Genomic DNA, 19,625 nt, shown 5'->3' on the forward strand with positions numbered 1-19,625 from the left:
GGGGGTTCCACCCTCCGCCGTCATCAGCATGCAGGAGCAGGAGGGAGGCATTTTCACCCCATATCTTTTTTGAGTTTCATGGTTGGACTCACAACGGGCGAGTAGAAGGCTTTAAAAAACATCCAATCGGAGTGCCAGGAAGGCTGACTTCTCTTCTAAATTGGGAAATTTTGCTTCATCTTTCTCTAAGAAAGTGCCATTTGTACCCCTATTTTGGGGTCAGTTATTTAGATTTTTGCTAAAAAGTCCCGAAATCTATATAAATTAAAGGTTTTGACGATCCATATCTGGCAACTTGCATTTAGAATAAAGCATTGAAAATTCGAGTTCATAGGGGTTTCAGCGATTTCGCTTTCCTACCTCGAACAATTCATTTAGAGTCTCATGATGAGATTCTAAAGTGCTCGTTTTATCCGATACGTGATTTAAGGAGATTCTCATGAATAAAGGTGAATTAGTCGATGAAATCGCTAATAAGGCGAGTGTCACCAAAAAGCAGGCAGATGCTGTTTTAACTGCTGCTATGGATAGCATCATGGAAGCGGTTTCTAAGGGTGACAAAGTTACATTGGTTGGTTTTGGTTCATTTGAACCTCGCGATCGCAAAGCCCGGGAAGGACGTAACCCTAAAACCGGCGAAGCAATGGAAATTCCGGCTACTAAGGTACCTGCATTCTCAGCTGGTAAGCTCTTTAAAGAGAAGGTTGCTCCACCAAAGTAGAGGCTCTGCATTTGAGCGATTCGCTATTTTTTCGACCCGCACATGGGGGGAACCTGGCCTGGGCAGCATCTCTCGCCAGTTGTTCCCCTGATTTGATTCTTGACTTTTCTGCCAGTATTAATCCTCTGGGTCCGCCTCAGTCTGCGATCGCCGCTATTCAGTCACATCTGCGGCATCTACGCGACTACCCGGACCCAGATTATCGGGAACTCTGCCACGCATTAAGTCAATTTCATGCGGTGCCCGCTAACTGGATTCTTCCGGGCAACGGCTCTGCGGAATTGCTGACGTGGGTGAGTCGAGATCTCTCAACCCTGGAAGCGACTGTGTTACCGACCCCTGCCTTTGGCGACTATGGAAGGGCACTGAATGCTTTCGATGCTCAAATTTTGCCGTATCCGTTGCAGTGGGCAAGACAAGGAATGGGGGGAGGAAAACGTCAGGAAAATGGAGTTGATGAGGATTATGATTTACTCTTCACTCCTCATGCTTCATCTTTAGAGTTTAATTTCCCTTCCCTGTCTCCTCAAACCTGTGGACTGCTCCTCAACAATCCTCATAACCCCACAGGCACGCTATTTTCAGCCAAAACGCTGCTTCCTTATCTAGAGCAATTTGCTTTAGTGGTCGTCGATGAAGCGTTTATGGATTTCTTGTTGCCGGAACACCAGGAAAGCCTGGTGGAGTGGGTGGCAAACTATCCCAATCTGGTGATTTTGCGATCGCTGACCAAATTTTATAGTTTGCCTGGGTTGCGGCTGGGCTATGCGATCGCCCATCCCGACCGACTCAACCGTTGGCGGCAATGGCGGGATCCCTGGTCTGTCAATACCCTGGCGGCAGCAGCAGGGGTGGCTGTTTTGCAAGATACTGGCTTTCAGCAACAAACCTGGAACTGGCTTGCTTCTGCCAAACCTCTATTGCTTGCGGGACTGCGATCGCTGTCTGGGTTGTATCCTTATCCCGGAGCTGCCAATTTTCTACTGGTGCAGTCTGATAGGTCTGTGATGAAATTGCAGCACGACTTACTACACCAGAGTCAGGTGCTGATTCGCGATTGTATGAGTTTTCCAGAATTAGGCGATCGCTATTTCCGCATAGCGGTTAGAACTGACGTAGAAAATCAACGCTTACTGGCAGGATTGCAGCATGCATTGGGGTAGGGGTTATGAATGAGGTGTTTTTTGAGAAAGCGACGGCGAAGCCGTCGCTTTCTCAAAAAACTTTAATTTTTTAGCGACTCCCCCATCTCCTTCATCTCCCCCATCTCCCTTGTCTCCCCCACTCCTTTTCCATGCCCTTTTCCTACGATCTTGTCATTATTGGTGGTACGTTTGTTGCGCGTGATGCGGCGTTGTTTGCCCGTTCTTTGGGAGCAAGAGTTGCCTTAGTTGAGCCAGAGCGGTCAGCCGCAGAGCCTCTGATGGACGGGCGTTGGTGGAATTATGCGATCGCCAATCTGGCTCAGACGGCTGACCAACTCAACCGGGGTGAGGCGTTGGGGTTACCCATCACACCCGACAGGGGTGGCGATCGCCCCGACTGGCAGATAAATTGGGCGGAGGCAATGATGTGGACAACGACTGCGATCGCCAATTTAGAGGCAGAGCAATCGCTGGTCAGTCTTGCCGCTAAAGGGATCGATGTGGTGCTGGGGGAGGCGCGGTTCCAACCCCGAGAGCCAATGCTGATGGTTGGCGATCGCCCGTTGCAGGCTCGTAACTATTTGATTGCGACGGGATCGCAATCTGGCTTGCCAAATATTGAGGGCTTAAATACTATCCGCCCCTTAACCCCCGACCGTCTCTATCAGAGTGAATCACTCACCCATCTGCCCAAACGTCTGATTGTGATTGGTGCAGAACCGCCTGCGGTAGAGTTAGCGCAAACCTTTGCCCGCCTGGGGTCTGAGGTTGTTTTAGCCAGTGGAGGCGATCGCCTGCTGCCCTATGAAGATAGCGAAGCGGCTGGCTTGATTCAGGCACACCTCGAAGCCGACGGCATTCAGGTCTTAACCCAGACCCCTATCACCCTAATTCGGCAACTGGGGGATTGCAAGTGGGCACAGATCGGCAGTCGTGCCATTGAAGCCGATGAAATTTTGGTAATTGATAGACCCCAACCCCATATTGCCACCCTTCAGTTAGACGCAGTGGGGGTATCACGCAAACCCTATGGCATTGGCGTTAACCGTAAATTGCAGACCGATCACCCCCGGATTTATGCCTGTGGATCCGTCATTGGGGGCTATCCGTTTGAGCACATTGGGCAGTACGAAGCCAAACTGGCGGTTAAAAATGCATTATTCTTACCCATTCACTCAGTCAACTATATGCCGATCCCCTGGGCAATTTTCACGCACCCGGTCTTAGCCAGAGTTGGTCTGACTGAGGTGCAAGCCCAGCGGCGGTATGGCAAAGATGTGGTGATTCTCAGATCGTCGTTTAAGTCGCTGGTGAAAACCCATCTGTGTGCTGAGCCCGCGGGATTTTGCAAAATTGTGCTGCGGCAAAATGGTGAGATTTTAGGAGCGCATCTGGTCGGAAATGCGGCAGAAGACGTCGTCAGTGCGATCGCTTTGCTGATCCAAAATCGTATCCCTCTTCATCAGCTGACCCGATTCCCTGCTATTTCTCTCTCGGCTTCAGCAATTTTGCAACACATTGCCGAGCGATGGCAGCATGACCAGCGCAAACGCAATACCCTTTGCAGCGATTGGCTAGAGAAGTGGTTTAGTTGGCGCAGAGGATAGGGTGTTGCTGGCTTTGGGGATGAGTTTGAATGGGCGCATGGCTTAATCTCGGGAAGAATTTGACCGTGAACCCGAAGGGTTCACGGTCAAATTCTTCCCCAACATTAGCAACGCAGGTGAACCCGTCGGGTTCACCTGCAAATTTATACCAATGAATGATTTTGTAAGGATCATGGATTTAATAAAACCGAAGATTTATTTTTGGGAGCGCGGCGGAGCCGCGCTCCCAAAAATAGACTTCCGGGTTTTAATTAATTTGTGATTCTAAGTGATCGCTCACCCGACGCAAGACCCCGTTGATAAAACGATGTCCCTCATCGCCGCTGTAGCGTTTTGCCAGTTCGATCGCTTCATTAATTGCCACCCGTTCGGGAATTCCTAAAAATAGAATTTCTGTGACTGCCATGCGCAAAATGTCTTGATCAATTCGTGCCAGACGATGCAGTTGCCAATCGACCATGACTTCATTTAAGAGAATATCGACCTCGTCTTTGTTGTCGCGGATGCCGCTGAGCAATTCCAAAGTATAGTCTCGCGTCTCGCGCTGGTTTGCCATTTGGACTAACTCCGGTAATTCCAGAGCCGTACCAAACCGATTGATAGCACTTTGGGTTAGCTCAATCGCTTCTTTGACCATCACTCTCGAACTCTGAACATCGATCGCGCGGGTTTCGCTACTCAACAGGCGATCGCTGCCTCGTTCCAATTCTGCGGCGGCAGTCTCTAATGTGTCTTGCACCTCACTGATCAAGGTTTTGACAGCTGCCAATAAAACATCTTGCAATTGTTGTGTCTGCACTTTTTCTTTATTAGCAGGCAGTTGACTAATACTCAAAAGAGCTAGTTCACGGGCAATACGGCGAGCTTGCATAATCAATTGACAAGGTTCTTGATAAACTCAGATATCCTAGCAACCTAGTTGCCCAGATGACAATCACAATAGCTTGTTAATGGAAGCGTGTGGATAAAAACCGCTGTCGCCTGGAAAACCGGCAGCACTGCTACGGACAAGAACTGGCGAAATACAGGCGATCGCCCTATTGCCATTGCCCAGACCCCCCTATTTTTACGGGTAGCCCTGTGGTTTTGCTGAATCACACGGGGATGGATGGTCAACTATCTGACAAGTTTCAAGAGAAGTACTGAAGAGAAATCGAAAGAAAAAGAAAAGAATTAGTACAGTCCAGTGAAAACAGTCCCTTTCACCCAGGTTGCCGATCAGTCAGGAGAAATTTAGAAATGGGCACAGCAGAGATCTTTAAATTGGCTCAAGAGCGAGGTTGCACGCTTAAAGCAGATTTGTCAGACAATGAATGCTTTTATTGGGTGGAAAATGCGCACTTCATCAGCAAGCCCTTCATTCATCTCGATGAACTCGCCAGATTGATCCATACATTGCCCAGACTCTCTTTTCTCCAGGCTCAAGCTTAAAACTGGGGATTTAATAAACCCTAATTTTGTGAGAGCGCTCGACGGCGGAGCCGTCGAGCGCTCTCAATTATAGCGGTACGCATTAGGGTTAAGACGAGGTGCAGGGGTGAAACCCCTGCGTGGGGGCGGTGCCCCCACCCCCCTAATGTTCTAACTGGATTGCGTAGAACCATACACCTGAATCGAGATTGGCTCCAGCAGAATGGGTGTCTTCTGGTTAACTTTTCCTGATCTTGTTAAGCTCTGTTTCAATTTAGCCCTATCTCCGAGTTGATCTAGCAAGAGGTCTAAAACTGCGTGATACGATGCTTTAGACCTCCTGTGAGGTTAATTGAAATACTTCAATCTTTTGCATAGATTTTTTACTGTGCATCGGTTGTTTGTCACATTGAAGATTTGGGAGAGACACCTTTGGCACTACGGGTTGCTGTTGTTGGATCGGGTCCGGCAGGCTCTTCCGCTGCTGAGACGTTAGTAAAAGCTGGAATCGAAACTTATTTATTCGAACGCAAGTTAGATAATGCTAAACCTTGTGGTGGGGCAATTCCCCTGTGCATGGTGAGCGAATTTGATCTCCCCCCAGAGATTATTGATCGCCGTGTCCGCAAGATGAAGATGATCTCGCCTTCGAATGTCGAGGTCAATATTGGCAGCACACTCAAAGACGATGAATATATCGGCATGTGCCGACGGGAAGTGCTAGACGGTTTCTTGCGCGATCGCGCCCATAAGCTTGGTGCTCACTTGATTAACGGCACGGTGTATGGGTTAGATATTCCCTCAAATAACACCGATCCCTATACACTCCACTATGCCGATCATTCAAATGGCAGTGTGGAAGGGGAGGCTAAAACTCTTCAGGTCGATCTGGTGATCGGCGCGGATGGGGCAAACTCTCGGATTGCCAAAGCGATTGATGCCGGGGATTACAACTATGCGATCGCCTTCCAGGAACGCATTCGGTTGCCCGAAGACAAAATGGCATATTACGAAGACCTGGCAGAAATGTATGTCGGTGATGATGTTTCACCGGACTTTTATGCCTGGGTATTCCCCAAATATGACCACGTCGCGGTCGGCACGGGCACGATGAAAGTTAACAAGTCTGAGATCAAAAAGCTGCAAGCTGGCATTCGTGCCCGTGCTGCAAAACGTCTCGAAGGCGGAGAAATCATCAAAGTTGAAGCCCATCCCATTCCAGAACATCCCAGACCTCGTCGTGTTGTGGGTCGGGTGGCGTTGGTCGGTGATGCCGCTGGCACGGTGACCAAGTCTTCCGGTGAAGGCATTTACTTTGCCGCCAAGTCGGCACGGATGTGTGCTGAAGCCATTGTGGAATTTTCTAGAAATGGCGATCGCATTCCCACTGAAGATGATCTCAAGGTCTATATCAAGCGCTGGGACAAGATGTATGGGATTACCTACAAAGTCCTGGATCTGCTGCAAACGGTCTTCTATCGGTCGGATGCAACCCGCGAAGCCTTCGTGGAAATGTGCGCTGATATCGATGTTCAGAAGCTGACGTTTGACAGTTATCTGTATAAAACCGTTGTGCCTGCAAATCCACTGGTGCAGCTGAAAATTACAGCGAAGACCATTGGTAGTCTTCTGCGTGGCAATGCGTTAGCACCCTAAGCGTCTACCGCAGAATTGATTTCTTTTGTAAAAATTAGCACCGGGCTGTCAAAGCCTGGTGCTAATTTTATGAATAGTCTTCGCACAAATTGCATCAATCTGATACTGATTGAATATGGAGCTGCAACTTTCTAAGAGGGGGTGTGGGGGTAAAACCCCCACGAAGGGGGCGTTGCCCCCTTCACCCCTCTTTCAATTTGGCGCACCTTCATAGGAAAACGGTATGAGTCTTTGTCCCTTGATCTAAAGTGGATTGACACTGGAGGTGCCAATGGCAGGTAACGCGCTCAAGACTTTAGCATGGCTCACCGCGATCGCCCCTTTAGTCGTGCTGAATGTTGCCGATAGGGCACAGGCAGCCACATTTACAGGCACCTCTACGGGAGTTTGGGCAACCCCCGATCTGGGTAGCAATGCTTCGCCGCAATTTTCTGGAGTCAATACCAATACGTTTACCTGGGGTACCCCCGTCGATGGGGTGAATGCCAACCAACTAATTTTTGTGGGCAATCCTTTTACGACGGATCTGGATGTGCTGTTTCAAGTGGGCAGCTTAACCTATGCCAACCATACTGCCTATGCGGGAACGGTGGTTGACTCTGTGCCGCTGAATGTAACGTTATCGTTTTCTGGAGCCGAAGGATTCAGCGAAACCTTTGGGTTTGAGTTTGATTTGGTCAGTACTCCTAACGTATCGGCTGATCCAGATGCCAATGCCGATTTTGTCTATCCTATTCAGGGGACGAGCGATCGCCGTTTTCAAATAGGGGATGACCGTTACACCCTGTCGCTAATTGGCTTTATTCAACCCGGTAGCTCGACCCCAGCAACAGAATTTCGCGTTTTGGAAGATGCCACCACGACTGCCGCACTGTATGGGCGTATTAGCCCGGTACCAGAACCCGAATCGTTGGCAGGGTTATTGCTCATCGGTGTGTTGACTGTTCTTCGATCTCGACGGTTGACATCATCAAATTAAAGTCCCAGTTTTGCTGTGAGAACCCGCGCGGAGCGCGGGTTCTCACATAACCTCCTGATTTAACCATCTCGATGGTTGCGATGCTATTCAAACTTGTTTTTGTGATTTCAGCCTGACTTTACAACCGGATGTAGCATTCCTTGCAACAATAGTGAAATGCCAAGATGCCATCCTGTTTCCTCTTACCATGACCATTAAACCTTCTCAAATTCGCGACCTCCTCAATGCAAAGCGTGAAGAGTTTACGAGTTTTAATCAGGACTCATTGCAGAAGTTACACGATTACCAAAAAGCCTGGAAAAAGGCACTGAGCCTATCGGATGCAAACTTTGCCGCAAAGGTCGCAAAGCACCCCAAAGATTTAGGCGCGCGACCCCTGGAACCGTTGAGCAAAGCACCGGATGGTATTGTTGCATTCAATCAAGTTTGGCAAAGCCGAGAACAAAGCCTCGCCTGGGTACGCGATCGCCTGATGGGTATTACCACGTTTGCCGTAGATGGATCGCAAATTTATCCCAGTAAGGATTTGTCTATCCCGATTGCCCTGGTGCAAATTGGTTGGTTTGAAAATCCCCATCTCTCGACGGGCGATTATGAAAAAGACATCCGGCTGGATGTGATGACGCCCCAAGATTTGCAGGTGAGTGACAGTGGCGAGCCGGTTGACCGACGTGTGAGTATGCGGCGGTTTGAGATGGAAATCGATCGTCTCGTTGAATACATGGAAGCGCATTCCCAAGAAACAGATGTCCTGGTTTTTCTGGATGGTTCTTTGGTCGCCACCTTTGCTGATGTTTTTGATGCGCCCAGTAAGAAATTTTATGTTGATTGTTTGCTAAAGCTCTTGCGCACGAGCCAAAAGCATCGCGTGCCTCTGGTGGCTTATATTGACACTAGCTACGCTCAAGATTTGGCAGGCATGCTACAGAAAGTGTTTGACCTGGGCGAATCGAAAGCGGTGCAAGATGCCTGGTTAGTTAATCAGGCCATGGAATGGGGCGATCGCACCCCGATGTTTCAGTGTCAGCGGGCGGGTATTTTAGACCTCTACGAAGAGCAACATAACCAAGTAATTTTCACGTACCTCAAAACTAATCGAGACAGCTACCCGGCTCGTTTAGAAATGCCCCTATGGATGTATGAAGCGGGATTGCACAACCGCGTTTTAGACTGGGTGCGGGGTGAAATTGTGATTGGCAGCGGGTATCCCTATGTGATTGAAACGGCGGATCAAACGGCTGTGTTGCAAGCAGACGATCGCCAAGCATTTTATCGAATTTTGCAAGAATGGGCGGAAGCAGAAGACCTGAATCTACGTCTGTCTCGGAAAATGGTCAGCAAAGTCAGACGCAGATAACTATGGCGCTTTGCGCCACATCGCCCTTGTATGGAAGCACGACTCTGCCGCGCTTCCATACAATTAGGGATTTATTCACTCTGAGTACGTAATGCTGTGGTTTGAATCAAGGCAACCCAATCTTGAGCGGTATCCCTTGGAGGTAGCCCAATGGCAACTGAGTCTCCTGCCGATAGATTAGAGATCGTGCCATCGCTGAGAGCCTCACCTGTGCGGGGGTTATACCATTGCACTGTATAGCGTCCATTGGGCAAGGAAATATTGGTTGTGCCACCCTTAGGTAGGTAGATGGCATATATTTCTCCAGGTTTGGCGAATACGTAATCATCGGTGGCAGCGGTCAGATCATCTGCGCTTTGCATGTCCCAGAACGGCAAGTAGGTGTGAAAAAAATCAAGGGCATATCGGCTCTGAATCCACATGCGATCGCGACTCCGCCAATCTTCGGCATCCAGGTCATCATGGTCATAGGCGTAGCCAAAATACCATTCCACCCCGGCACCCCCTGCCATCAATGTGCCCCATAAGTCTTCTTGGCGCGGGCGATCGTGGTTGGCATCAACCGAATCTGGAGCAACGCCAATGTCATAGGGTCCCACTTCGTCTAAGGTCACGACCCAGGGATGTCCCTGTTCCGCTGAGGCGCGGATGATTTCTAAAATGCGATCGTGTCCTTTCTGTGGAGAACTATCGTCGTCTTTGGCAATCTGGAAGGATGCCACCTCTACGGCACTTCCGATTAAAGGCAGGAAAGTCGATTGATATTCCCAGGGAACGGTGTGAATACTAATCGGGTGATCATAGGGATCGAGCGCCCGAATGTAGTCGGCAAATGCGAGTCTTTCTGCTTCGGTGTTAGTATTTTCTTCGCCTAAATTCCATTGCACTGCCAGATGATGCCCAAAGCGAGCCACTAACTCGCGGTAATATAGCATTCGCTCGATACTGAGACCACCGAGAGCCTGATCGTTTTCAGTTTCCTGGGTCACCAGATGCAGCATTATACCCAACTCATCCATGTGGGAAAAGACAATCTCCCATTGAGCTAATTTGCTGACATCAAACCGAGTCCGTTGTGCCGGATCAATCCACGGAAAAACGTCGCTGCCGTCTCCTCCATTCGTGTTGTATGTGAGGAAGTAGACCGCATTCATTGTCTGACTGGCAAGGTAATTGAGCGCGCCGATGATCCCTTTGCCTTTGTCTCCTTGCCAGGTCGGATCACCGGCTCGCCAATCGTTAATGTGGGGTGCATAGTGATGTAAGCCACCTGTTAAATCATTATCACTTCCACCCCTATCGATGGTGTTATCAAACTCGTCATAGGCGAGGAAATTTTCGGGACTATTCGCACCCGCTTTCAGAAAATATTCCCCGGTTTCTGCAAATTGAAGATAGCGATCGCCCACATAGTTCAACCGCCCTTTTGCACGAAAATCTGGCCCTGTTTTATGACTGTCTTCTACCGTAAAAGAACCACTCACACCCTCCCATTCCGTGGAGGTACCTGCATTCGGATCAAGGCTCACCGCCACATTCGCCTCCTGGCGAAACGAAATAGAATACGTCCAGGTGCCTGCTTGGTCAGGGGTAAAGTGAACGCGCCATCGATTACCGTTGGTCGCACTGGTTTCAGACGCTTGACCATCGGCGGCATAGTATCCCGGAACGATATAGCGTTTGTTGCCGCAGGTGAATGTTACGTTCAGACGATTGTTTAAAAAAGGATTATTGGTATCCGTTTCGCTGGTCTGAAGTCCGTCAAATGTCAGGTTGATTGTATGCCATTTTCGTAATTCTCCGTCGATCGTCACGTCTGAAGACGTGGGTGTGGACGTGGGTACAGGTGTAGGTGTGGATGTGGGTAGAGAATTGACGGGGATAAACTCGATATAGTCTATCCGCGCATAGTCTCCTAAATTGCCAACTCCACGTATTTGAAAGGCTGCTCCATGCGTTAGCGCAACGTTAGTGGCAATAGTTTGACGAATCAAGGTTTGGCTATCGGGGTTGGCACTGTTTAAGTCTTGATTAAGGCTTAATGTTGCGATCGCCTGTCCGTCGGCAAAAACCTGTAACCGTCCGATGCCATCGTTTTCATCAAAGTAACCGAGATAAATATCATAGGTACCCGACTCTCCTGAAAAATCAAATGATGATGTTCCCAGCGTGCCACTATTAACCCCTTTAAGACTGATTAAACTGGCATTAGACGCAACGTCATTGGGTTCTATACGATAGTGAGAGAGCGTGGTCTGTTCTGCTTCTATGCGAATCAGCGAAGAAGAGATCAGGTTGGCAATCACAGGCGGTGTAGGTTGCAGAGCAGCACTTCCCGTTACCAATCGAACGACATCAGTTGTCGGGGTTGCTTTTGCATCGGAGCAGGCGATTGCATCCGTTTGCGAGGCAAGGAATTGTGGCACACAACCCAGGTTTTGCATCGAGATCACAAAAATCAGGCTGAGTGCAAATAAATGCGCTCTTGAAAAAAGTCGATAAATCTGGCGACATTCACTAGACACGGCAATTCTCAATTGCATGAAGGATAGACTATTGCCTGAGAGCTTTGCGGAGCAAGGCTTCTTACCCTATATAGCAACCGTCGAGACAGTTAAATCAGGAGGTTGTGTGAGAACCCGAGCTCCGCGCGGGTTCTCACACAACCTTTGTCTTCATCAACCCCTCGATGGCTATAACTGTCATCAGGTTGGGTTGATAAAATCGGCAGCAGTTAGTTGACTAACGTCTATATTTTTGAGTAAGGCAAGCGAGTTGTCATCAACCATAATCAAGACATTTTTTCCTCGTTGGATTAGCTGCAAATCAGTAAAGGTTAGATCGCTGGCTAAATCTATCTGATCAACGCCGCTACGGAAATCGACAATCACATCTCTACCCTGATACGCACCGATAACAAACACATCTGCTCCGCCATCTCCCCGGTAGACGTCTGTGCCTCTGCCCCCCATCAGGCGATCGCCACCTGCACCTCCAGAAAGGACGTCGTGACTACGCCCTCCGACCAATCGATCCCGTCCCTTACCGCCGACCAAACGATCGCGATCGCCTAAACCCAACAGCGTATCATTGCCGCCCAGACCCAGCAGCGTATCTTTTTGAGGGGTGCCTCGGATGAGATCGCGTTGATTGGTTCCTTTGATATCGTGATCGCCCCCCGCCTGACCCTCGCCGTCCGTACTAGACCCTGTAATATCGACCTGAAAATCGCCAATGGCACCCCCTAAAACAGCTTGATCCTCAGTATCTTCAACTTGATTAGGACGGATCAAAACTTGATAAGTGCCTTCATCGCTGGCATCCCAGGAGCCATCTGAAGGGGCGATCGCATAGGTGGCAACGCGAGGTGTGCCATTGGCACTGAAATCGACATCAACTAACCTGGCAACCTGGCTAAATTGATTGGGACCCGTTACCTGAACATCATTGTCATCCAAGGTCGAGACGTCGATTAAAACATTATTTTCGTAAGTTATGGTAAAGGTATAAGCGTTATCATCACCGTCTTGAGCAACTAATTCAGACGCATTCAATGTGGCTGTAGGGCGTCTATTTTTGCGTATTAATGCCACCCAATCTTGCGTGATATCGCTGGGAGCCTGACCGATAGAAACTGCACTGCCGCCGGTCAATTGGTTGACAGAGCCAGATTGCAATGTCCCACCTGTACGTGGGTTAAACCAACTCACCTGATAACTACCCGTGGGCAACGACAGATTGGTTGTTCCACCATCGGGTAGATAAATTGCATAAATATCACCTGGCTTAGCCAACACATAGTCATTCGTTGCCGTTGTTAATCCATCCCCACTCTGCATTTGCGTAAAGGGCAAGTAGGTCTGAAAGAAATTCAAGGCGTATCGGGTTTGATCCCACATGAGATCTCGACTACGCCAATCTTCTGAATCTAAGTCTGAATTTGGATAGTCATAACCAAAGTACCACTCTACGCCTGCTCCACCTGCCATTAACGATCCCCATAAGTCTTCTTTGCGGGGACGATCATGGTTGGGATCTTCAGAATCGGGTAGGACGCCTTCCTCGTAAGGTCCAATTTCATCCAACGTTACAATCCAGGGTCGCCCTTGAGCAATGGAGTTATTAATGATTTCTAAAATTCTGTCATGAGACTTGTTGGCGGAAGACGTATCATCTTTAGCGATCTGGAATGAAGCTCCGTCAACACTGGTATCTCCCATGAGCGGGTTGAACGTTGACTGATACTCCCAGGGAATGTTGTGAATGACGATTGGATGGTCGTAAGGATCAACGGCTTGGATGTAGTCAGCAAAACTCATCCGTTCTGCTTCTGTATTGTCGTTTTCTTCGCCTAAATTCCATTGCACTGCCAGATGATGCCCGAAGCGAGCCACCAACTCCCGATAATAGAGTTGCCGTTCAGGACTCAAGCCACCCAAGGCTTGGTCATTTTCTGTTTCTTGAGTCACAACATGGAGCATCAAACCCAAGGCATCCATGTGGGAAAAGACGATTTCCCACTGCTCTAACTTGCTGACATCAAACCGAGTGCGTTGAGTCGGATCGATCCACGGGAACACATCACCACCGTCTCCACCATCCGTATTGTAGGTGAGGAAATAAACCGCATTCATCTCCTCACTGGCGAGGTAATTGAGGGCTCCAATGATGCCTTTACCTTCACCATTCTGCCAGGTCGGATCGCCCGTTTGCCAATCTGCTACATGGGGTGCGTACCGATGTAACCCATCCGTTAAATCATTGTCACTTCCCCCTGTATCGATTGTGTTATCAAACTCATAATAGGCAAGAAAATTTTCGGGGCTATCGGCTCCGCCTTTGATGAAATATTCACCCGTTTCGGCAAATCGTAAATAGCGTTCATTGACATACTCTAATCGCCCTTTCCCACGGAAATCGGTTCCTGTCTTGTCGGTGGGTGCGATCGCAAATGTGCCCGTCACTCCATCAAACGAAACGGGTGTTCCTGCATTTGGATCAAGACTCACGGCAACATTTGTACCTTGACGGAAAGAAACCGTATACGTCCAATTACCGACTTCATCGGGCGTAAAGTGAACACGCCATTTATTGCCACTTGATGCACTGGTTTCAGCCGCATTGCCATCTGCTGCATAGTAGCCGGGAACGACGTAGGTTTTGTTGCCATTGGTGAATGTAACATCAAGGCGATAATTGAGAAACGGATTGTCAGATGCAGTCTCACTGGTCGATGGTCCATCAAAGGTCAAGTCAATCCGATGCCACTGCTTGCGTTCACCGTTAATGACTGGCTGCATAAGATTTATCCTCTAAAAAAATAATCAGAGTACGTCAACGAATTGGACTGCTTTTAGCGGTTTGAGTTTAAGTGGGGTTCTCATACCAAATTGAATGTAAAGATGCGTCTTATTTAACCCCCGGCTGTCGCCGTCCCTTTGGCAAGAGGGACTACAGGGGGTTCTATTTTGGCGCAGCTTCATAAAACATTGGTATAACTCGGTTTGTGTTGACTCGACATGGGGGCGTAGTATGGGCAAAAAATCCTTAATTGACCTCGAACATCTTTGTTCAAAGTCTATGCCCCCTAAAGGATTTGAGGATTCCAACCTGAAACCCGTTAGCATCAAATTTTTTTGAAGATTGAAAGTTGCTCTCCCATGGAGAGGGAATTTAGGGCGAGGGCAAAAATAGCGGTATGCATGACAAGCGACCCACTAGTCCACCAAATTGAAAGTTTTGGAGGGGGGAGCAAAGCTATTTTTCCGACAGGTTACTGGGGGTTAGAACGGGAAGTGCAAAGGGCAGTGCCCCTGGTCGATGCTGCATCCCCCATCCCCCTTCATGTTTGAACCCTACTTGTAACAAGCAGTACTTAAAAAGAAAACTTCCGAACCATTGCCAACGTTTTCGGGTGTAATACCAATTCTCAACACTCCCACTCTATGTCTAAAAAGAGCGTGTGAGGGACTTTATTCCTGATAAAAGGAATTCCCCTTCGTCCTCATCCTTCGTGTTGGATAGACCCGCAAACCTCTACAATTGGCAAGGTGATTAAACATGTTAAATGGGACGACTCCCTAGTCGCCAGGGTATTTTTGTTTTTGCCTGCAAGTCCTGGAGAATTTGCCTGGAAACCCGTCGTCTACCCATTAAAGATTGAGCCAAACAATGGTAAGTAAAGTGGGGCATTTTTGATTCGCATCCATTGCGTGAAATCTCTAGTCCAGAATAGCTTTGATATCAGAAAGAAATAATGATTGGATAGAGCTTAACGATAGACTTTATTAAAACTTTATAATTATGAATGTCGTCCCACGATGGTTAGACATTTTCTAAAACTATTGCTGGATATGGGCTGACTCTCTTTACGAACGAAAATATCGACAATTTAATCTTTTGGTAACTTTATGAAGTTTTTATGAAATTAAATTCACTTTCAGTATTCCTACGGAATTTATACGCAATCTATACGGAGATGCGATCGCCTTCTTCATGAGTTCTTCATCTGATCAGAGATTTATGCAGCGATGCCTGGAACTAGCTCGACAGGCAAACGGACAGACTGCCCCCAATCCGCTGGTGGGGTCGGTTATTGTCAAAGCAGGGCAAGTGATTGGCGAGGGGTTTCATCCCAAAGCAGGGCAACCTCATGCAGAAGTGTTTGCGTTGCGTGCTGCCGGAGAGTCAGCTCATGGTGCCACGGTGTATGTGAATTTAGAACCCTGTAGTCACTACGGACGAACTCCTCCCTGTGCCGATGCGTTGATCCAGGCGGGTGTTGCCAGAGTAGTGGTGGGGATGATTGACCCCAATCCTCAAGTCTCGGGTTCCGGCATTGCCCGGTTGCGAGACGCAGGAATTGACGTAACGGTTGGCGTAGAAGAAGAAGAGTGTCGTCGGTTAAACGAAGCGTTTATCCATCGTATTTTGCATCGTCGTCTATTTGGTATTTTGAAGTATGCCATGACGTTAGATGGCAAGATTGCGACGACAACCGGACATAGTGCCTGGATCACGCAACCTGATTCGCGTCGAGTTGTCCATGAAATACGAACAGCATGCGATGCTATTATTGTCGGCGGTAACACCGTCCGTCAGGATAATCCGTTGCTGACCAGTCATGGCGTCACGGCACATAATCCTTTGCGGGTGGTAATGAGTCGCTCATTAGACCTACCCACTCAAGCTCAACTCTGGCAGACTGATGTTGCTCCAACTCTGGTATTTACGCAGACGGGTAGCAATTCTGACATGCAAAAAATCCTGATTCAACACGGCGTTGAGGTGATAGTGCTGCCTGAATTAACACCAACCGCTGTCATGGAAAATTTATACCACCGGAATTTACTATCGGTGTTGTGGGAATGTGGTGGGCAGTTAGCTGCACAGGCGATCGCTGAGGGATGCGTTCAAAAAGTATTAGCGTTCATTGCACCCAAGATTATTGGTGGCTCGACTGCACCGTCTCCAGTCGGGGATTTGGGCTATACCCAAATGACGCAAGCATTGGTATTAGAGAATATACGATGGCGATCGCTTGGCTCAGATCTACTGGTAGAAGGGTATCTCACACCCGAATCTACAAACATGGCACCTATGCCCCAGAAGGAATAAAACCGCCCCCAAGCTTCTGCATTTGATGCACTTGTAGTTAAGGTCTTTATCAAAATAACGTGACTAAGGATCACAAATTAATTAAAACCCGGACGTTTATTCTTGGAAGCGCGGCGGAGCCGCGCTTCCAAGAATAAACGTCCGGGTTTATTAAATCCACGATCCTAACCTTTTTGGGCAGAGTGCGGCGGAGCCGCACTCTGCCCAAAAAGATTATGGGTTTTAATGCTGTAAGGAGCCTCTTTTAAGGAGCTGTTGGTGCTACCGTTGGAGATTCACCAGGCACCATATCAGGATCTGATGTTGAATCATCGGGCAGGGTGGAATCTTCAGGCATTGTAGAATCTTCAGGCATGGTGGAATCTTCGGGCATAGTGGAATCTTCGGGCACGGTGGAATCTTCCGGTACTCCAGCCGGGTCTTGCAACGTTGGATCTTCTGTGTCAGGCGTATTATCGAGATTATCTTCTGGCGTTTGGCAGGCACCCACAATTAGTGCTGTACCCAGAAACAACGGTAAAATCAGGTACTTTAATTTCATGTAAATGTCTCCCGGCGAGTTGGTACCTAAAATTTGCCAAACTTCTATAGATATCTGCTTATCTCTGAGGGCATAAATCAAGGTTAATCATCTACTTCTAACGTTAGATTTCAGCCGAAACGTAGAAAACCTTACGAGAAGGATAACGGGATGTGACTGAGTTGTGCTGGTCGCATCCTCCCACAACACCGTACTGAATCAACTTGCACAGGGGTATAAAAAGTATAGTAATCCTAAATTAGTTGTGAGAGCGCCCGCCCGAAGGGTGGGCGCTCTCACAACTGATCAGGTTCACAAATCAAATAAGATCGCCATATCATTCTCATTTTGCTTTGTGGAATGGTTTAAAAAACGGCACCAAGCAAAGCGTCTTGATCCATCACCATGTCGCTTCTGAGCGCGTATTCCCATACTATTCGCTGCTCCAAAACTATGCGGAAACTCGGGCGATTAACCTGAAGAATGGGGTACAGAAATGTTTGAAGAATGGAGTTGAACGATGGCAGGTGCCCCCACTGTTGGTGCTCAATTTAGAGCGAATACATTCACGTCCAATAATCAGGATTCTCCAGCGATCGCCACAGATGCCAATGGCAATTTTGTTGTGGTTTGGGAAAGTCAAGAGCAAGATGGCGAGGGTAGCGGCATTTATGCGCAGCGATATGACAGCAATGGTAATCCTTTAGGCAGCGAGTTTCGGGTCAATACGTTTACCAGCGGCAATCAAGCAGAACCAACAGTTGCCATGGATGCGGCTGGAAATTTTGTGATTGCCTGGGTCGATGCTGGTCGCCCTTTTGTGATTGATGGGGGTACAGGTACAACTCGGGATGAAAATGGTATCTATGCTCGTCGATTTAACAGTGCGGGAGTGGCTCTGGGTGCAGAATTCTTAGCCGATCGCGACCAGGTTGTTTTTCCTAGCAGTTCAGTCCCTGCTTTTTTTAGCACTGATATTGATCAACCGGCGATCGCCATGAATGCGGATGGGGATTTTGTCATTACCTGGCGCTTTTTCTCTGATTTATTGGGAAATATCAATGCTCGTCGTTTCAATCGCAATGGTGTTCCTCAAGGAAGTGCATTTGACGTCAACACAACCACTGACGATAACCAGAATTCGCCTGATGTTGCGATCGATGCCAATGGTAACTTTGCCATTACCTGGGTTAGCTATGGACAAGAAGTTGACAATGATAGTTACGGTATTTTTGCTCAACGGTTTGATGCAACGGCAGTGAAGCAGGGGACGGAATTTCAGGTGAATACGTCCACCATTAATGCACAGCTGAATCCGGCGATCGCAATGGACTCAAACGGTAATTTTGTCATTGTTTGGGAAGATAATGATGGGGCTAATGATGGCATTGCCGGACAACGGTTTAACAGCCTGGGCAACCAGCGTGGATCAGAATTTACCGTCAACACTGTTGATTTTGGCATTCAGTTCACCCCCGATGTGGCGATCGATGCCAATGGCAACTTTGCCGTTACCTGGTCAGATTATCTAGAAAACCTCTACGCTCAACGGTTTACCAGCAATGGATCGGGACTGGGAAGTAGCTTTAAGGTCAACCGCAATGCCACAGGCGATCAATATTCTCCCGTCATTGCGATGAATCCAGACGGTGAGTTTGTGGTTGCCTGGAGCAATACGGATGCTCTCGATGGCGACGGTAATGGGGTATTTGCCCAACGATTTCAGGCGACGATGGTGTTAGGGACAAGCGGTGATGATCGGTTGATTGGCACCCCCTTCGACGATAGTTTAGATGGCTTGGACGGGAACGATCGCATTTTTGGACTGGCTGGCGATGATGATTTGCTGGGTCGCGCTGGCAACGATACATTGACCGCTGGCAATGGTAATGACAGCCTCTATGGCGGTAGTGGCGGTGACACCTTAAAGGGTGGAGCCGGAGTTGATAATGTATTGGGTGAAGCGGGCAATGACGACCTCAAAGGGGGCACCGGAGCCGATGTTTTGAATGGCGGTGGCGGTAGTGATGAGTTGAATGGGGAACAAGGACGCGATCGCCTGATTGGGGGCAGTGGACGCGATCGCTTTGTCCTCAAACGGCGGCAAGGACGAGATACCATTGTCGATTTTGCAGATCGGCAAGACAAGATTGTGTTGGGTAGTGGGTTGAGTTTCGCTGATCTGACGATCAGTCAGCGGGGCAGCAACACCTTGATTAATGTCGGACGAGAACAACTAGCCATTGTGTTAGGGGTAAGTGCGACCCGCATCACGTCTGTGGACTTCATTACAGCCTAAACCCTATCCCCACGGCGATTATAAGAGTTGATTCTTCGTGCCTGAAGGCACGAAGAATCAACTGTTTATAGTGGCTCTTAAGGGCAAGGAACTCACCCACATGCTAAGCTCATACCTGCAAATGGGTACCGGATATTAAATCTCAATGATGCGGAAGATAAGCCGTTTTTCCCGATTTTAAGGGAGTCGCTTGTAATTGCAGGTCATTCTCCCATAAGCCTGGAAGGTCGAGATATCAAGTTTTTTCAGGTTAGATTTGTAAAGTTCTAAGTTCGGCGTTAACTCCCGCTTTTTCCCTGGTTGAAAACCGATGG

General features: G+C 48.5%; 14 protein-coding genes. 10 read left to right on the forward strand and 4 right to left on the reverse strand.

Annotation, left to right across the window (positions count from 1 at the left end; all coding sequences use genetic code 11):
• Nucleotides 1–439: 439 nt before the first annotated feature.
• From ACR6Z4_RS13030 to ACR6Z4_RS13040, 3 genes are all read left to right on the forward strand, one after another.
• Complete coding sequence (locus ACR6Z4_RS13030) at nt 440–721, forward strand: HU family DNA-binding protein (protein WP_479717710.1); 282 nt, start codon at nt 440–442, stop codon at nt 719–721.
• A gap of 11 nt (nt 722–732) precedes the next feature.
• The gene (gene cobD, locus ACR6Z4_RS13035) at nt 733–1,884 is read left to right on the forward strand and encodes a threonine-phosphate decarboxylase CobD (RefSeq protein WP_479717711.1); all 1,152 of its coding nucleotides are present in this window, start codon (nt 733–735) and stop codon (nt 1,882–1,884) included.
• Nucleotides 1,885–2,015: 131 nt separating this feature from the next.
• A complete protein-coding gene (locus ACR6Z4_RS13040; RefSeq protein WP_479717712.1) occupies nt 2,016–3,473 on the forward strand; it encodes a dihydrolipoyl dehydrogenase family protein in 1,458 nt (485 codons plus the stop codon).
• A 247-nt stretch (nt 3,474–3,720) separates the two neighbouring features.
• Here the strand turns inward: ACR6Z4_RS13040 and nusB are convergent, their stop codons facing one another.
• Nucleotides 3,721–4,344: a transcription antitermination factor NusB gene (gene nusB, locus ACR6Z4_RS13045; protein WP_479717713.1), complete on the reverse strand. Its 624-nt coding sequence runs from the start codon at nt 4,342–4,344 to the stop codon at nt 3,721–3,723.
• An 89-nt stretch (nt 4,345–4,433) separates the two neighbouring features.
• Here nusB and ACR6Z4_RS13050 point away from each other — a divergent pair, with 89 nt between their 5' ends.
• The 5 genes from ACR6Z4_RS13050 to ACR6Z4_RS13070 all read left to right on the forward strand — a co-directional run bounded on the left by ACR6Z4_RS13050 (nt 4,434) and on the right by ACR6Z4_RS13070 (nt 8,875).
• A complete protein-coding gene (locus ACR6Z4_RS13050) occupies nt 4,434–4,619 on the forward strand; it encodes a hypothetical protein (RefSeq protein ID WP_479717714.1) in 186 nt (61 codons plus the stop codon).
• 93 nt (nt 4,620–4,712) lie between these two features.
• Nucleotides 4,713–4,904 carry a hypothetical protein gene (locus tag ACR6Z4_RS13055; RefSeq protein WP_479717715.1) on the forward strand — a complete coding sequence of 64 codons (192 nt, stop codon included), beginning with the start codon at nt 4,713–4,715 and terminating at the stop codon, nt 4,902–4,904.
• A gap of 411 nt (nt 4,905–5,315) precedes the next feature.
• Nucleotides 5,316–6,539, forward strand: coding sequence for a geranylgeranyl reductase (gene chlP, locus ACR6Z4_RS13060; protein WP_479717716.1), 1,224 nt, complete (start codon nt 5,316–5,318; stop codon nt 6,537–6,539).
• Nucleotides 6,540–6,810: 271 nt separating this feature from the next.
• Complete coding sequence (locus tag ACR6Z4_RS13065; RefSeq protein WP_479717717.1) at nt 6,811–7,518, forward strand: choice-of-anchor K domain-containing protein; 708 nt, start codon at nt 6,811–6,813, stop codon at nt 7,516–7,518.
• A gap of 187 nt (nt 7,519–7,705) precedes the next feature.
• Complete coding sequence (locus ACR6Z4_RS13070; RefSeq protein WP_479717718.1) at nt 7,706–8,875, forward strand: DNA double-strand break repair nuclease NurA; 1,170 nt, start codon at nt 7,706–7,708, stop codon at nt 8,873–8,875.
• A 71-nt stretch (nt 8,876–8,946) separates the two neighbouring features.
• On the opposite strand, the gene ACR6Z4_RS13075 is transcribed toward ACR6Z4_RS13070, so the two are convergent.
• Together ACR6Z4_RS13075 and ACR6Z4_RS13080 are read right to left on the reverse strand one after the other, a co-directional pair.
• Nucleotides 8,947–11,400, reverse strand: a complete 2,454-nt coding sequence (locus ACR6Z4_RS13075; RefSeq protein WP_479717719.1) for a DUF5060 domain-containing protein — start codon at nt 11,398–11,400, stop codon at nt 8,947–8,949.
• A gap of 180 nt (nt 11,401–11,580) precedes the next feature.
• Nucleotides 11,581–14,175, reverse strand: a complete 2,595-nt coding sequence (locus ACR6Z4_RS13080) for a DUF5060 domain-containing protein (protein WP_479717720.1) — start codon at nt 14,173–14,175, stop codon at nt 11,581–11,583.
• A 1,195-nt stretch (nt 14,176–15,370) separates the two neighbouring features.
• Here ACR6Z4_RS13080 and ribD point away from each other — a divergent pair.
• Nucleotides 15,371–16,492, forward strand: a complete 1,122-nt coding sequence (gene ribD / locus ACR6Z4_RS13085; protein WP_479717721.1) for a bifunctional diaminohydroxyphosphoribosylaminopyrimidine deaminase/5-amino-6-(5-phosphoribosylamino)uracil reductase RibD — start codon at nt 15,371–15,373, stop codon at nt 16,490–16,492.
• Nucleotides 16,493–16,736: 244 nt separating this feature from the next.
• Here ribD and ACR6Z4_RS13090 read toward each other — a convergent pair whose 3' ends face one another.
• Entirely contained in the window at nt 16,737–17,033 is a 297-nt protein-coding gene (locus tag ACR6Z4_RS13090; RefSeq protein WP_479717722.1) for a hypothetical protein, read from the reverse strand.
• A gap of 499 nt (nt 17,034–17,532) precedes the next feature.
• Here ACR6Z4_RS13090 and ACR6Z4_RS13095 point away from each other — a divergent pair, with 499 nt between their 5' ends.
• Nucleotides 17,533–19,311: a hypothetical protein gene (locus tag ACR6Z4_RS13095; RefSeq protein WP_479717723.1), complete on the forward strand. Its 1,779-nt coding sequence runs from the start codon at nt 17,533–17,535 to the stop codon at nt 19,309–19,311.
• The last annotated feature ends 314 nt before the right edge of the window (nt 19,312–19,625 follow it).

This window comes from Calyptranema fuscum S582 (assembly GCF_055793305.1).

What these genes read in the sequence shown, in the direction of transcription:
- ACR6Z4_RS13090 (WP_479717722.1), bottom strand. Translation starts at nt 17,033, where the DNA reads ATGAAATTAAAGTACCTGATTTTACCGTTGTTTCTGGGTACAGCACTA.
- ACR6Z4_RS13070 (WP_479717718.1), top strand. Translation starts at nt 7,706, where the DNA reads ATGACCATTAAACCTTCTCAAATTCGCGACCTCCTCAATGCAAAGCGT.
- ACR6Z4_RS13030 (WP_479717710.1), top strand. Translation starts at nt 440, where the DNA reads ATGAATAAAGGTGAATTAGTCGATGAAATCGCTAATAAGGCGAGTGTC.
- nusB (WP_479717713.1), bottom strand. Translation starts at nt 4,344, where the DNA reads ATGCAAGCTCGCCGTATTGCCCGTGAACTAGCTCTTTTGAGTATTAGT.
- ACR6Z4_RS13040 (WP_479717712.1), top strand. Translation starts at nt 2,016, where the DNA reads ATGCCCTTTTCCTACGATCTTGTCATTATTGGTGGTACGTTTGTTGCG.
- ACR6Z4_RS13095 (WP_479717723.1), top strand. Translation starts at nt 17,533, where the DNA reads ATGGCAGGTGCCCCCACTGTTGGTGCTCAATTTAGAGCGAATACATTC.
- ACR6Z4_RS13065 (WP_479717717.1), top strand. Translation starts at nt 6,811, where the DNA reads ATGGCAGGTAACGCGCTCAAGACTTTAGCATGGCTCACCGCGATCGCC.
- ribD (WP_479717721.1), top strand. Translation starts at nt 15,371, where the DNA reads ATGAGTTCTTCATCTGATCAGAGATTTATGCAGCGATGCCTGGAACTA.
- ACR6Z4_RS13080 (WP_479717720.1), bottom strand. Translation starts at nt 14,175, where the DNA reads ATGCAGCCAGTCATTAACGGTGAACGCAAGCAGTGGCATCGGATTGAC.
- ACR6Z4_RS13055 (WP_479717715.1), top strand. Translation starts at nt 4,713, where the DNA reads ATGGGCACAGCAGAGATCTTTAAATTGGCTCAAGAGCGAGGTTGCACG.